At 68.0% G+C, this 14,348-nt stretch carries 11 protein-coding genes and 2 pseudogenes; 4 read left to right on the plus strand and 9 right to left on the minus strand.

Annotation, left to right across the window (positions count from 1 at the left end; genetic code table 11):
- Positions 1-2: 2 nt before the first annotated feature.
- From IEZ17_RS37975 to IEZ17_RS38010, 8 genes and pseudogenes are all read right to left on the minus strand, one after another.
- A complete protein-coding gene (locus tag IEZ17_RS37975; protein ID WP_189308187.1) occupies positions 3-422 on the minus strand; it encodes a hypothetical protein in 420 nt (139 codons plus the stop codon).
- Positions 423-500: 78 nt separating this feature from the next.
- Positions 501-920 carry a plastocyanin/azurin family copper-binding protein gene (locus tag IEZ17_RS37980; protein ID WP_189308188.1) on the minus strand — a complete coding sequence of 140 codons (420 nt, stop codon included), beginning with the start codon at positions 918-920 and terminating at the stop codon, positions 501-503.
- A 1,009-nt stretch (positions 921-1,929) separates the two neighbouring features.
- Positions 1,930-2,155 (minus strand): annotated as a pseudogene (locus IEZ17_RS37985) (IS5/IS1182 family transposase); the annotation flags it as partial.
- A gap of 91 nt (positions 2,156-2,246) precedes the next feature.
- A complete protein-coding gene (locus IEZ17_RS37990; protein ID WP_189308189.1) occupies positions 2,247-3,470 on the minus strand; it encodes a beta-ketoacyl-[acyl-carrier-protein] synthase family protein in 1,224 nt (407 codons plus the stop codon).
- Positions 3,467-3,757, minus strand: coding sequence for an acyl carrier protein (locus IEZ17_RS37995; protein WP_189308190.1), 291 nt, complete (start codon positions 3,755-3,757; stop codon positions 3,467-3,469). The genes IEZ17_RS37990 and IEZ17_RS37995 overlap by 4 nt, the downstream gene beginning before the upstream one ends.
- A gap of 108 nt (positions 3,758-3,865) precedes the next feature.
- Positions 3,866-6,124 (minus strand): MMPL family transporter, encoded by a 2,259-nt coding sequence (locus tag IEZ17_RS38000; RefSeq protein ID WP_189308191.1) that lies wholly within the window; start codon positions 6,122-6,124, stop codon positions 3,866-3,868.
- A gap of 2 nt (positions 6,125-6,126) precedes the next feature.
- Positions 6,127-7,245 (minus strand): WS/DGAT domain-containing protein, encoded by a 1,119-nt coding sequence (locus tag IEZ17_RS38005; protein ID WP_189308192.1) that lies wholly within the window; start codon positions 7,243-7,245, stop codon positions 6,127-6,129.
- 359 nt (positions 7,246-7,604) lie between these two features.
- Positions 7,605-8,435, minus strand: a complete 831-nt coding sequence (locus IEZ17_RS38010) for a 3-methyl-L-tyrosine peroxygenase-related protein (protein WP_189308193.1) — start codon at positions 8,433-8,435, stop codon at positions 7,605-7,607.
- A 46-nt stretch (positions 8,436-8,481) separates the two neighbouring features.
- Here IEZ17_RS38010 and IEZ17_RS38015 point away from each other — a divergent pair, with 46 nt between their 5' ends.
- The 3 genes and pseudogenes from IEZ17_RS38015 to IEZ17_RS38025 form a co-directional block, all read left to right on the plus strand.
- A complete protein-coding gene (locus tag IEZ17_RS38015) occupies positions 8,482-9,882 on the plus strand; it encodes a pyridoxal phosphate-dependent decarboxylase family protein (RefSeq protein WP_189308194.1) in 1,401 nt (466 codons plus the stop codon).
- A gap of 817 nt (positions 9,883-10,699) precedes the next feature.
- Positions 10,700-11,689: an esterase/lipase family protein gene (locus tag IEZ17_RS38020; RefSeq protein WP_189308195.1), complete on the plus strand. Its 990-nt coding sequence runs from the start codon at positions 10,700-10,702 to the stop codon at positions 11,687-11,689.
- 109 nt (positions 11,690-11,798) lie between these two features.
- A pseudogene (locus IEZ17_RS38025) lies at positions 11,799-12,010 on the plus strand (transposase); the annotation flags it as partial.
- Between the two features lie 183 nt (positions 12,011-12,193).
- Here the strand turns inward: IEZ17_RS38025 and IEZ17_RS38030 are convergent.
- Positions 12,194-12,811, minus strand: coding sequence for a TetR/AcrR family transcriptional regulator (locus IEZ17_RS38030; protein ID WP_189308200.1), 618 nt, complete (start codon positions 12,809-12,811; stop codon positions 12,194-12,196).
- Positions 12,812-13,149: 338 nt separating this feature from the next.
- Between IEZ17_RS38030 and IEZ17_RS38035 the strand changes: the two genes are divergently transcribed.
- Positions 13,150-14,214, plus strand: a complete 1,065-nt coding sequence (locus IEZ17_RS38035; RefSeq protein ID WP_229853030.1) for an alpha/beta fold hydrolase — start codon at positions 13,150-13,152, stop codon at positions 14,212-14,214.
- The last annotated feature ends 134 nt before the right edge of the window (positions 14,215-14,348 follow it).

Genomic DNA, 14,348 nt, shown 5'->3' on the forward strand with positions numbered 1-14,348 from the left:
GGTCAGCGACCGGAAGGCCCGGCGTTGGAAGACGCCAGGCGGTAGCGGCCGACAGTGGCGAAGCCGACCGCTGCGGCCAGCGCCGCCACTCCCTCCGCCACGGCGGACACCGTCTTCTTCGGATACCACACGGGCTCATGCATATTGGGCAGCGGACCCAGTGTGCCTACGTCCACGTACCGGTACAGGAGCAGCGTGCCGAGCGCCGACGCGGCCACCACAAAGGCGAACGCCCAAACCCAACGGCTTCTCCAAGCCACCAGTACCAGCAGAGCCGCGAGCGCTGCGACCGCTGCCTCGACGCGGAACAACGTCCCCTCGCTGACACCGGCCTGTACCCCGTCGTAGGCACCGGCCAGTTCTGCATGAACGTAGGCGTCGACAACGAGTCCAGCCGCGGTGAGCAGTCGTAGCAGCCACATAGCAGACGCGCGGCAGCATCGGCTCCGGAAGTCAACGGGCTCTGCTCGTAGGAGCCGACTGCCGCGTCTTATCTCACCTCACTTCACTACGACTGTGCCGTGCATGAACGGGTGGACGTTGCAGTAGTAGCTGAACGTGCCGGCGGTCTTGAACGTGAAGGTATAGGAACCGCCACCTCTGAGCACTGGCGAGTTCAGCGAGCCCGAGCCACTGCTGGTCACCGTGTGCGGTGCCGAATCGTTGTTGGTCCAGGTCGCCGTGGTGCCCTTGCTGACGGTCAAGGTCGACGGAGAGTACGCGAACCCGGCGATTGCCACGTGGCTGGCCGCCGTCGGTGCCGTCGAAGTCGTCTGAGCCGCGACGGAAGCGGGTGCCATCGCCACCACGGCCGGCCCTCTGAAGTACCCGTGCTCAGCCGAGTGCCGGCCATATCCGCCGTGTCCGCCAGCACTCCATGCGCCTACCGAGGAGACACTTGCGGCGGTGACAGTGGCCACCAAGGCAATCGTGATGCGACGCCGGCGAGTCCACTTCGAGGAGTCCGTACCGGATCCAAGTGGCATGATGTCGACCCTCCGAACGCTGGCGCGGGTCTGTGTGCGGCCCACGAGGATGCGGGTCGCGCATCCGGACATAAACGACGATACTCCGCACATCCATGAGCCGTACAGCACAGCGAAGCCGTGATCCTTTGGGAGATGACCATGGCGTGAGCTGCCGTCTCGCCGGTCGCAAGACCACTACGCGCAACAGCAGGTGAACCTGGAGCAGCCAGTGTGAAACCGACCCGGCCCGGCCCGGCCCGGCCTCTCCTCGACCGGCAAAACCGCTCCACGAGCCGCTTCCATCTCCCATGCGCAGCCTCGCCCCGGGACGGAACAGAGGTGTCCCAACCCAGTGCCACCACCGTCGTCTGCCGCGCGGTCAGACCGTCCCATCCGCCTCATCGAAGGCGGCCGTGATCCGCCGGGAGTCCGATCCGAGGACCTCCGCCGGGACGACCCCGTCCGTACGGTGGTCCATCGTCCTGCGCTGCCACGCCACCGGCACTGGCTCCTCCACCGGGGCCCCGGCGTCTCTGCCCTGGCGAGCGTGTCCTGCTCGGCCGGCGCCTGGAGATACCGCTCCAGGCCGATCACCCAGTGAGTCCGCGCCTCTTCCCCCGCAGCGAGAGCTGGCCGCACCCGCTCGAACTCGCTCCGCAACTCCTCCACCCGCATCAGAGCGGCCTGCTCGCGGCGCTCGGGCACTGCCCGCATCGACGGCATCGCCACCTCCACGTCACCCAGGACAAACAAGGCGGTCCGGGCCTGCCTCGACAACAGGAGACAATGCCTGGCCTGCGAGAACTCGCACATCGGATGCGGGGAAGAAGCAGCTGCCTGCATGTTGATGTCCTCTGCACCCTTCGGGTCCAGGCAAGTCATCAGGCCCAGAAACGTCCTTCCAAGTTCCTCACTGCTGAGCCGGGGATACGAACAGTGCGTCTCGTGGTGCACATGGTGATGGACGCCTGCGGGGCCGGCCTGGCCTGCCCCGGGCCGGCGGGATGTCTGCCAGTAGGGGTATGCGCTGGTGATGTCGTTGCGGGGGACACCGGTTGGCGTCACCGCGAGTGGGATGCCGGTGGCATCGCAGATCAGGCGGTGCTTGGAGCTCGGACGTCCCCGGTCGACCGGGATCCGACCGGCTTTGGGTCACCCTTGAGCGCCCTCACGTGGGAGCTGTCGATCAGCGCCGGCAACTGGCGCTGAGCCCGGACGCTGTTGGTGGGCGGCTGACGGGGCGCCTTTCGCTCGGCGCGCCCGACCACCTCGGAGGTGCTACGGCGCGCGGAAGGCCAGGACCGCGTTCTGACCGCCGAAGCCGATGGAGTTGCTGAGTGCCGCACCTAGGCGTTGGGAGCGGGGGGTCTTGGTGACGACGTCCAGGTCGATGTCGGGGTCGAGGCGGTCGAGGTTGGCGACAGGCGGGATGGTCTGGTGTTGCAGGCTCAGCACGGTGACGGCGGCTTCGATGCCGCCGGCGCCGCCGATGGAGTGTCCAAGGACGCTTTTGTTCGCCGTGACCGGCGGCGGTGTGCCGAAGACCGAGCGCAGAGCGCGCGCTTCGGCCAGGTCGTTCTGCTGAGTGGACGTCCCGTGGGCATTGACGTGGTCGATGTCCGACTCCGACAGGGCGGCATCGGCGAGAGCGGCGCGGATGGCCCGCACCACTCCCTGGCCCTCCGGGTCGGGTGAGGTGAAGTGGTAGCCGTCGGAGGAGGCTCCGTATCCGGCAACGAGGGCACGGACCACCGCATTTCTGGCGCGGGCGTCCACCAGCCGTTCCAGTACGAGGACGCCCGCACCCTCGCCGAGCACGAACCCGTCCCGGTCCGCATCGAACGGCCGGCACGCACCGGCGGGGTCGTGCACCCTGGCGGACAGGGCCCCCATCTGACAGAAGGAGGCCGCGGCCATGGGGTAGCGGACGCTTTCGCTGCCCCCGGTGATCGCGATGTCGCACGCTCCGGAGACGAGCAGGTCGCGGGCGATGCCAATGGCTGTGCCCCCGGACGCGCAGGCGGTGGAGGTGACCAGGCTGGGACCCAGCGCCTTGAGGTCCGTGCTGATTTCGCCGGCGAGCATGTTGGCCACCGTACGCGTGATGGACAAAGGGGAAATCGCCCTGTGCCGACCGCTGTTGAGCAGGTCGTAGTCCCTTTGTGTCTGGTCGTTGCCGCCGTTGCCATTGCCGAGGACCACGGCGACGCGGGCCCCGTCCCAGGCGGTGGGATCCCATCCGGCGTCGGTGACCGCTTCGCGGGTGGCGACCAGCCCCATCTGGATGAATCTGTCGATACGCCAGCTCAACCGGCGCCCAAGGAGGGCCGTGGGGTCGAAGTCGGGCACCCGGCAGGAGAAGTTCACCGGAAGACCGGCCAGTTGCTCATCCGTGGCGGCCAGCGACCGGCCGGAGAGCAGCCCGTCCCACGTCGCCTGGACACCGATCCCCGCCGGGGTCACCAGTCCCAGCCCGGTGACCGCTACATCCACCGCCGTCATGGGATCGTGGGGGTGGTCGGTACGTCGTGCCGGGCGGTGTCCGTGCCCACGGCCTCCCCGCCGCCGCGCCGCTTCTCGACGACCTGGCAGAACTCCCCGAGGGTCGGCTTGACGTCCTCCTGTGTCAGTTGGACGCCGAGCCGGTCCTCGATGATCACGGTGAGTTCGACGATCGAGAGCGAGTCGAGTTCCAGGTCCTCGAAGGTGGCGTCGGGCTTGATGATGTTCTCGGGTACGCCCATGTGCTCGGTGAGCAGGTCGGCAACGAGTTCGTACGTGGTGGTCATCAGCGTCCCTCGTGAAGTGAGTGCGGATGGTGGATGGTTGGGCGGTCGGGAGGTTGGCGGGGGTAGGTGGCTCAGTGGTCGGGTGAAGAGACGTTGCGGGCCGATGCATCAGCCCCTGACATGGCGTGACATTCGTGGTGGTCGGACCGGTACACGGACCCTGGCCAGCCGGGACAGGACGAGGGCACGTACCTTCAGGAGTGGAGCAGGGGCCCACCAGTTCCAGCGGCCTGCGAGGCCCATGAGGGCCGGGACGAGCAGACACCGTACGAGCGTGGCGTCGATGGCGACCGTGAGGGCCAGGCACACTCCGAGTTCCTGCAGAACGGCCAGCGAGGAAGCAGCCAGTGAGCCGAGGACGATGACGATGGCGAGCGCACCGACGGTCACCAGCCGTCCGGTGCGCTGCAATCCGGTGATGACGGCCCGTTCGTTGTCCCCGGTGCGCAGATATTCCTCGCGGATGCGCGCCACCAGGAAGACCTCGTAGTCCATGGACAGGCCGAACGCGATACAGAACACCACCGCCGGAATCAGCGGATCGACATGACCGGTCGCGGTGCCCCCCAGGAGCCGGGACAGATGTCCCTCCTGGAAGAGAGTCACCATGGCACCGAACGCCACGGTCAGGCTCAGCAGATTCATGACCACGGCCTTGACCGGGACGAGCACGCTTCCCGTGAAGAAGAACAGCAGCACCGCGACCGCGGTGATGACCAGCGCGGCGGCCCAGCCCAAGTGCCGTGCAAGGGTCTCCTTCATGTCCACCAGCGAGGCCGTCTCCCCGGCCACCAGCACCGGGCCCGCCCCCTTCTGCGCCCTGACCGCGCCGACCAGCCGCTGAGCCGCCGCACTGTACGGACCGGCTTGTGTGGTGATGGAGTACCAGGTCCCGTGGCCGACGCCGCCGGCAGGCCGGGCGGGCGGCGCGGTGAGTCGGCGGCCGTCGCGGAAGTTCCCCTCGGCGCCCAGAACCATGTCGGCGCCCGCCAGCCGGGAGAGGGCCCGGCCCATGCGGTCGGCGGCCGGGGAGCCCGCCGGGATCCCGGGGGTCAGCGCCGTGAGCGTGGTCCCGTTCAGCATCGGGAACTCGGCGCGCGCCCGCTCCGCGGCGAGGCGCGGAGCCGCATCGCGGGGCAGCCAGTCCTCGTCGATGAACCCCATGCGCGCCCCGGAGGCAGGCACGGCGAGGAGTACGAGGAACGCGGACACGGTGATCAGTACGGCCAGTGGGCGCCGCAACACCGCGCGGGCCAGCCGCTCCCAGAAGTCCGGAGCACCGGCGTCCCGGGCCCGCCTCCACCGTACGCGCACGGAGCGGCGGCTCAGGCGGCGCCCGAAGAGCGCGAGCAGCGCAGGCTGGACCACCAGCGCGGCGACCCCGGCCAGGCAGACCACCGCCACGGCGCCGGCACCCAGCGAGCGGTGGAAGGGGGTGGGGAAGAACAGCAGCGCGCAGAGTGACAGCGTCACCACGGCTACCGAAACCGCGACCGTGCGGCCCGCCGAGCGCACGGTGGCGCGCACCGCATCCGACACCTCCAGCCCACGGTCCAGCTCCTCTCGGAAGCGACTGACCATGATCAGGCTGTAGTCCACCGCCAGCCCGAATCCCAGGGCGGTGAGGATGTTGAGTGCGAAGACGTTCACCGGATAGTGCCGCGCCAGCAGGTCCAGGACGGCCATCGCGCCGGTGACGCTGACCAGCCCCATGGCGAGTGGCAGCGCACAGGCCAGGACCGAGCCGAACACCACCAGGAGCACGGCGGAGACCAGCGGAAGACCGATCATCTCGGAGCTGACGAGGTCGCGGCGGCTCTGCTGTTCGGCGTACCGGTTGACGGACAGCCGCCCGGACGCCTCCACGGTCAACGGAGGCCGGGCACCGGCGTATTTCTGGATCAGGCGCTGCGCGGTGTGTGTCATCTGCTGGTCGTCCCCTGCGATGGCGAGCGTCAGCAGGGCGGCATGCCGGTCGGCCGACAGCAGGGACGGGTTGGGCGGGGACCAGGGGGCGCGTACGTAGACGACACCGGGTTCGGCGGCCAGTTCGGCGACGAGCCGCCGACCGGCTGCCGATGGCTGCGGCCCATCCACCGCACCCGTCGAGCGGGCCACGAACACCAACTTCGGGGTCCCGGATCCGTAGCGCTGCGTCAGCAGTCGTTCCGCGCGGCTCGACTCCGCCGACTGGTCGAAATATCCGCCGTCCACCAGGCGTTCGTGCACGCCGCCGGCCGCGATACCGGAACCGAGTACGGCCACCAGGGCCAGACCCAGGATCAGCCATCGGTACGTCACGGCCCAGTATCGAGAGGCCGTGCCGCGCCGCTCCCTCTTCTGCTCCTCGACCGCTTCTCTGCTCATCATCACAGCCCGGCGCGCGCCGTCATCTCGTCCAGCTCATGCATCCACAGCTGCACCAGGTCGTCGCAGCCGCCGACTGTCCGGTCCGCGACGAAGCAGATCTGTGCGGTGGCGGCATAGGTGGAAAAGCATGCCGCGAGCGCATGGCCGGCCGGGAGGAGATTCAGTGGTACGACGTCGGTGATGACCCGGTCGCCGAGGCGGAGACGCTTCTCCGGTCCGGGAACGTGGGACGCCAGTACCGTCGTGCTCCGGGGGTGCAGATCGAGTTCGAGGAGCCAGCGGCCGAACCGGTCGGGGACCATCCGTCCCAGGGCGCCGGCGTGGGGATTGAACAGCGATGAACGGACCTTGTGCGTACGGGCTTTCACGTACTCCAGTCGCTCAACGGGATCGTCCAGGCCGACGGGCAGCCGTACTGCCGCGCCCAGCACCGAGTTTCCCCTCTTGCCTGCGGTGTCCCGGCGCCGCAGGGTGACCGGCACCATCATGCGCATCGGTTGCCGGCCGAGTGGTCGGCCTCGTTGCCCGGCCCAGCTCTTGAGCGCGCCGGCCAGGGACGACAAGTACAGGTCGTTGGGGGTGGCTCCGTGTGCGGCGGCGATCTTCCGGAAACGGGCCAGTTCCACGCTGCCCCACGCATAGTGCAGCTTGCCGGTCAGGGGAAAGCCGTCCGGTACGAGACGAGCGGCTCGGCCCAGCCCGCTCAAGGCGCCGATGCCTTCGCGGACGGCGGTGGCCAGTTCGGCCGCGGTGCCCCGGCGGGCCGTGCGGCCGGGCGGCGGGGCACCTGCCTTTGAGGAGGCGGCGGGCTCGCTGAGGGTGCCACGGAAGAGTTCGCTGAGCAGCATGCCGTCGAAGTGCGCATGATGCCCTCGCAGTACGACCGCGAACTCGTCGGGGGCGTAGCCGTGCAGAATCCACACTCCCCAGAGACGTTCCGGCAAGGGCGCCGCGGCCAGTTCCCCCAGCGCGGCGCGCAGTCCGTCCAGCCATGTCCCCGCGGCGACGGGTGTACGAAAGACGTGGTCTGCGGCGGCGAACGGGGTCCCCGCCCCGCCACCGGACCCACCTGGTGGTGCTTCTGCGAGTTCCGGATAACGGGCTACCGCAAGGTCCACCAGGAGACACATTTCCTCGTGGTCGGGCACGTCCCCCGTGATGCGGCTGACGCCCCCCACCGAGACCGATGTGCCGGGGTGTGCCGCTGCGTAGTCGAAGAAAGCTCCCTTCCATTCCCTGACGCCGGCCTGCCGCCCAGCTGCGGGAACCGGATCCTGTCCGGCAGTGGCCCGGCGAAGGACATCTAGGAGACCCATCTCGATCCCTTCCTGAAAGAGGACGAGGACGTGAACGCAAAAGTTATGTGTTGGTCCGTCAGATATTGCGTGTTCGTCGGCAATTGGGCCGAACGCGGTGTGTCAACGAGCCGGTATCCGCCGCGCTCGTCGCCGGCAACACGGGGAACAAATTCAAAGGTCTAAAGAAGCCGGCCGCGATGCCTGGCGAGTTTACCGAGAGTGTCCAGGGAGTTTTCCGATCCCCCCAAAAGCGAGGAACCGTCCCCGATGAAGCGTTCGCATATACCTATGTGAGCGGTGTACACCTCGTCCACGGCGTCCAGCAGATGCCGGCGGGTTATGCAGGAATCCCTGCATATTTCACTGTGCATTGCACCCCATGCGCGCAATCGGGTGATGAGCACGCGGTGATCGGCCGACCAGAGTCCGGAGAATCCTTCGGCGGAATGCTGAGGTGGCGCCATGGAAGGCCGCACGATGCGCTCATACGCGGACCGGGAAAAGGAGGCGGTCAGGCGCATGGCGGCGGCACTCGCACGCAGGAAGACGCGCGTGGCCTGAACTCCCGGCCCGCAGGAACGGGCGCGCGGTGCGGCCAGCGCGTCCTGCAAACCCACGATGGCCGATTGGGTGAGCGTGAAGAACAGGCGGTGCCCGTGTATCCAGCGCTGCTGAGCGGGCGTATTCGGCGTCAGTCCCGGTTCCGTGGCGGGAGCCAGGTGGGCCGCATCCAGCGCCTGGTGGAGCGCCGGTTCGGTGGCGGCTTCGGGCAACGAGGCCATTGCGCTCACCGTGGTGGCCAGCGCCTGGGAAAGCAGCAGGGCCGGCGCACCGGAGACCCGGATGACCCCGAAAAAGGCGTCGTAATCGGCTTCCCGCGGATCGGAGAGCGGGCACCGGACCGAGCGAACCGGGCGACCTTCTCGAACGGATGAACGCCACAGCGACTCGAGCCTCTCGGGTAGCTGCTCCGGGTCAGGAAGCCGGAGTTCGACACGGCGAGGACACATAAGCGACACAATAGACAAAACATAATAAGACCGCTACTTTTATATTATGGGCGATGAGTTTGAAGAGGCGATAGAAACGGCCACCAGACAACTGGTCGCCCATTGGCGGGCATTGGCAGCCCGAGAGGTGCCGGTGACCCCGCAGTGCGAACCCGGCTCGCTGCTCACCGCACTGCCGTCGGCGCCTCCCGAGCAGGCGGAGAGCCTCGGAGAGCTGCTGGCCGACACCTGGAAGGTCATCGTCCCGGGTCTGACCCATTGGCAGCACCCGGCATTCCTGGGCTACTTCCCGACCAACAACTCCCCTGCGTCCGTGCTCGCCGAGTACATCACCGCCGGGCTGGGCGTACAGGGCATGATGTGGTCGACATCGCCGGCGGCCACGGAGCTGGAGCAAGTGGTCACGGACTGGTTGGCCCAGGCCCTCGGACTGCCGGATGCCTTCCGCCATTCGAGTGGCCGCGGCGGCGGAGTCATTCAGGACTCCGCCTCATCAGCGGTAATCGTGGCCACCGCAGCGGCCCTTCAACGAGCGTCGCAGGGACGATGGCGTACGGCCGGAACCGAAGGCCGCTACCGGATGTACTGCACGGAACGGGCCCACTCCTGCGTCTCCAAGGGCGCCCGGCTCGCCGGCCTGGGCGAGCCGCAGCTCATCGCCACACTGCCGGGCACCGGCCGGATGGATCCCGACGCGCTCAGCGCCCGGATCGACGACGACCGTGCGGCCGGCCTCATCCCTGCCGTCGTCGTCGCTACGGTCGGCACCACCGATGTCTGCGCCGTGGACCCCGTACCGGACATCGGGCAGCTGTGCCGCCGGGAGGACGTGTGGCTGCATGTGGATGCCGCCTACGCGGGCTCGGCGACACTGTGCCCGGAATACCGGCACCTCATTGACGGTATCGCCCTCGCCGACTCCTACGCCGTCAACGCCCACAAGTGGATGCGTACGGGGACCCCGTGCGACGTCATGTGGACCTCCGACCGTGCCGCACTCACCGACGCCATGAGCATCTCCCCCTCGTACCTGCGGAACCCTGCGACCGACTCGGGCCGGGTCGTGGACTTCCGCGACTGGCAGGTGCCCCTCGGCCGCCCCATGCGCGCTCTCAAACTCTGGTACGTGATGCGGGCCCACGGCGTCGAAGGCCTGCGCGAAGCCATCCGCCACGACATCCGCCTGGCGGCCCAGCTGGCCCACCTCATCACGGCCGAGCCCGGGTTTCACCTGGAGGTGCACGAACTGGGCCTGGTCGTCTTCCGCCGCGACACCGACGACAACACCCGGGACCTGCTCTCCCGCCTGCAAGCCGACCCCACGCTCCTGTGCACCCCCACAAGCGTCAACGGCCGCCCCGCCGTCCGGGCCGCCTTCGGATCTCCGTACGTCGATGCGGACACCGTGCACTACGTCTGGAAACGGATCCGCACCCACGCCCAGTAGCCGGAGAAACCCGCGGCCTCCCCTTCGTGACACGGCGGAATATGACGTCGCCTCAGCCCTCGCGATCCGTCGCAGAGAGCCGGATCCGATATCGGTGTGGCCACCACCTGGCGGTACGCGAACGGCACAATCGAGCGGCTTGCCGCGTTCGCTGCCACATTGGCCGAGGCCCTCCGTGGTGGGCGTCGCAGCCGTGGGCGGTGCCGGAGTGGACGACCTGGTGGGCCGCGCGGCGCAGCACGAATATCTCCGTGCCCTTGGCGGATGTGGGAGCGAGCGGCGCCCTCGAAGTGCCTTGCCGATTGCCGTAGTTCGGACCCACGTGGTTCCGAGGGGAGCCGGGTGCGGGCGTCGAGGAGCTCTCCCACACCGACCAGCCGGGCTGCCGCCCCTCCGCCGTTGCCGGATGCCATCGCTCCCAGAGCCGTGTTGGTGGCTTCGGCGTTGAAGTGGCGGGCACGGAGTGGTGCCGTGGCGCCGCATGAAGACCTCTCTGAGGAACCGGGGGAGTGGTGAAGAGGAGCCCAGAGGCGTCCTAGTGTCGTGTCAGTCCCTGACGTCATGAGCTCATGACCGCTCTCAACGGGATGCCGATGTGATGATGCATCAGTCGACGCAGCGCGGACTTCGGAAGGCACACAGCCGACGCTTCACGGCGCGGGGCTGACACCCATGCGGCAGGTGGGCACGACCACTGGTGCGTACGGCTAGCCAGCCGTAACCACTTGCCATTTGCCACGTTGGCTCATGTGATCCGTATCGCACGTGAGCGTTTCTCGGAGCAAGTCGGCGTCCTCTCACCCGCAAGGAGCATCGCGTGAAGCTGCGTTGGTCAAGACTGCTCACCGCTCTCCCGGTGCTTAGCCTGGTCACGGGCCTCGCCGCGGCCTCCCCTGCGGCTGCTACCCGGCCGCCACTGACCGCCTCTCCCGGCAAGCCGGCCGGGCTGCCCCGTCTGACACCGCGCACCGCGCTCCTCCGGAATCCGCTCGGACCGCTTCTCCTCAAGCCGTCCGTCGGCGCGGCCCTGCCTCATGTTCCATGGGCTACCGCCGGCCACGGTGGCTGGAACGACTTCTCCTGCAAGCCCTCCTTCGCCCATCCCCGTCCGGTCGTCCTCGCCCACGGCACTCTTGCCAACGGCCTCGACAACTGGCTTGGACTGGCGCCCTACTTGATGGCGCGCGGATACTGTGTCTTCTCCCTCACCTACGGCCAGTTGCTCGGCCTGCCCCTCGTCGGCGGGGTCGGTCCGGTCGACGCCTCGGCTCGGCAGCTCGCCGCGTACGTCAACCGGGTATTGGACGCGACCGGGGCGCGGAAGGTGGACATCGTCGGGCACTCGCAGGGCGGCATGATGTCGCGGGTGTACCTGAAGTTCTACGGCGGTCGTCACAAGGTGCACACGTTGGTCGGGCTGGCTCCCAACAATCACGGCACCGACCTGCACGGACTGACCAAGCTACTGGACGCCGTCCCCGGCGTGGAGAAGATCCTGCACGGGCTCACTCCGGGAGTGATCGAGCAGGAGGTCGGCTCCCCTCTCTTGAGGCGCCTCAACGCCGGTGGCGACACGCTCCCCGGCGTCCACTACACCGTCATCTCGACCCGGTACGACGAGATCATCACACCCCACCGCTCGGAGTTCCTGCACGGCCGCGACGTCCACAACATCGTGCTCCAGGATCTGTGCCCGCTCGACATCTCCGGGCACGGGTCGATCGGACTGCTCGACCGTATTGCCTTCCACGAGACGGCGAACGCGCTTGACCCGGCCCACGCCACCCCGACCACCTGCGTCTCGTGAGGGCATCCGATCCAGGTGGTTGGTGGTTGGTGGTTGGTGGTTGGTGGTCGGTGGTTGGGAGTGCGGGATGGTTTTGTGACTGGTGTGGTTGGTGGTCGTTGCACGGTGTGTGAGTGCTCGTCGTCCCTACCGTAGTGATGTGTCCGATGCGCGCCGGGCTTCGATCGACCGGTCTTCACCGCCTGGCGGGCCAGGCGGACCGCGCCCGGCACTGCGCCCCGGGTCCACGATGTGCGGGAGATCGTCAACGCGATCCTGTACGTCAACCGCACCGGCATTCCGTGGGAGTACCTGCCGCACGACTTCCCTCCGTACAGGACGCACCTCCAACAAACGCCTCCACCAGGCCGTGAACAGAGCAACCGTTGCCTGGTACGGCTGCGGCCCTCGTCTGCTACCACGGACTCACCGACTGAAGCGAGGCGTCACATGGAGAGGCGGCGATGTGAGGCAGCTGACCTGAGCGTTCGTCAACTGCCTGAACGGGAGACGCAGTGACCACTGTTACGGGGTGGGGCCGGCCTGCCTAAGCCTGCGGAACACCGTGGGGGTCGTCCAGCCGCGCAGCGTCGCGTGAATCGTCGATCGGAATGTGGCCTCGGCCGTGGCGGTGTCGAGGGCACCGGTCAGTTCGAGAGCCACAAGCCCGTGCAGGGTCACCCAGAAAGAGAGGGCGATGAACGTCGCTTCGCCGGCCAGGACGGAGGCGGTCAGGGCGCGATCGATCGCCGCGAGGAGCGGTCGGATGGGATCACCGGTACCGACCGTGCCTGACGGGTCGAAGGACTGCATCCCACCGAACAGCACCATGTAGAGGTGGCTGTGTTCGCTTGCCCATCGCCGGTACGCGACGGCCAGTGCGTACAGATCGGCGAGGGGGTCCGCGGAAGTGGGCACCGCAGACAAGTCCTGGAACAGGCCGGTGACTGCTCTGTCGCGCACCTCATCGATCAGTCCGTCCTTGCCGCCGAAAAGGGAGTACACCGCCGTCGTCGACGTTTCGGCGGCAGCGGCGAGGGCGCGGACTGTGACTGATTCCCGCGGACGGGTGGCGAGCATCTCGCTCGCGCACGCGACAAGTCGCTCTTTGACGGCGTCGTCGTTTGTTCTCGGCCTACCCACGACAACCAGCCTACCCTCTTTGATAACATCGTTTTGAAACAGCGTTTCAAAACTACCGGAGGGTCGCCGTGCCGGCATCCGTCATACGTCTTGTCCGCTTCGCCGGTCGCTTGCTGCTGGCTTCGGCCGCCGTCGCGGGGCTGGTCGTCATCTTTCTCGCGCTGATTGTCCTGACGGACGGGGCAGGGTCGGGACTGGCCGCATGGTTGACGACGCTTGGAGTCGCGACTGTTGCCGCGCTGTGGCGGGGCCGGCGCGGTACCTGGCCGGCGCGGCTCGCGCCGTTCGTGCCAGTGGTTGTCGCGGCAGCATTGACGGCGTCGGTCTGCCTCCCGACCGTGCCCACGACACGGCGGTACCCGCCCGCCCTGCCGTTCGCAGCCGCGCAGCACTGGAGCCTGGCAACAGGCAGCCGGGTCGCGGTGTATCACTACCCGCCCGCGAACGACGGCGCCCGACACCCCATTCCGTTCGTGTACCTCAACGGGGGACCGGTCCGCGGCATCTCCGTGCTCGACCACCGGTTCCTGCAACTCCTGGCGCAACAGGGCTACGACGTCTACACCTACGAGCAGGCCGGCGGCGGACGAAGCGACCTGCTTCCCATGGAGCAGTACACGATCTCCAGGTCGGTCCGCGACCTCGCCGCCTTCGTCGACCGCCTGGACAAGGGCCGGGTCGACATCCTCGGATTCTCCTCAGGCGCAGTCGTGCTCACGCGAGCCCTGGCTGATCCGCGCGTCGCCGCACACCTGCACCGGGCGATCATCGCCGAACCCGGCCCGATGGACGGCCCCACCGCAGACATCACCGGACACAACGGCCGACCATCCGCGCGCGGCCTCGCGCCGGCCATGACCGGACCGCGGTCGACACACGTCCCCCGCTACGCAGCCGCATTCGGCCTCATGCGACTCGGACTCCTCACCCCCGACACCGGGCTGGTCGGACAGGCCGAAGGCGACAACGCGTTCACCGCCGCTGACCTCGGTAGCGACACCGCATCCGGCTACTGCGCGCGCGACGCGCACCGCATCCCGACCGAGGACACGCCGCAGAACTTCTCCTTCAGCACCGCCGCCAGCATCCGTATCCAGCAGACGGTGAAGGACGCACCCTCCATCGCCCGGCAACTGAGGCGTTCCCGGACCCCCGCAATGCTGATGATCGCCGAGTGTTCCTCCCAGGTCCGTCAATGGGAGATCGCCGTCCTTGCCAACGACCCCGCAATCCAGCGCACGCAGTACCTGCCCGGAGTCGGACACCACATGTGGAACGGCCTCGACGACAACAACGACCGAGCCGCCGCCGTCATCACCGCATTCCTTCAGGACAAGCCCGCACCTCTGCCGAACTACCCGACCCGCGGCGAGATCCCCGTCTTCCTTCGCGACCGCAAGTGACCACGACCTGCAACCCGCCACCGGCGGCCGTGGCCACGCCGAACGATGTGCGGCCGTGCAGTTCGCGATCGAAGGCTAGTGTCCTGCGCCAGTAGTTGATCGTTAGTTGTTGTGTGACTTCTTTTTCTGCTGCT

Origin of the sequence: Streptomyces albospinus (genome assembly GCF_014648695.1) — a bacterium.
Classification (GTDB): domain Bacteria; phylum Actinomycetota; class Actinomycetes; order Streptomycetales; family Streptomycetaceae; genus Streptomyces; species Streptomyces albospinus.

Bases quoted from the DNA above. Each gene is read 5' to 3' on its own strand.
- IEZ17_RS37975 (WP_189308187.1), bottom strand. From the start codon at position 422: ATGTGGCTGCTACGACTGCTCACCGCGGCTGGACTCGTTGTCGACGCC.
- IEZ17_RS37990 (WP_189308189.1), bottom strand. From the start codon at position 3,470: ATGACGGCGGTGGATGTAGCGGTCACCGGGCTGGGACTGGTGACCCCG.
- IEZ17_RS37995 (WP_189308190.1), bottom strand. From the start codon at position 3,757: ATGACCACCACGTACGAACTCGTTGCCGACCTGCTCACCGAGCACATG.
- IEZ17_RS38000 (WP_189308191.1), bottom strand. From the start codon at position 6,124: ATGAGCAGAGAAGCGGTCGAGGAGCAGAAGAGGGAGCGGCGCGGCACG.
- IEZ17_RS38010 (WP_189308193.1), bottom strand. From the start codon at position 8,435: ATGTGTCCTCGCCGTGTCGAACTCCGGCTTCCTGACCCGGAGCAGCTA.
- IEZ17_RS38015 (WP_189308194.1), top strand. From the start codon at position 8,482: ATGGGCGATGAGTTTGAAGAGGCGATAGAAACGGCCACCAGACAACTG.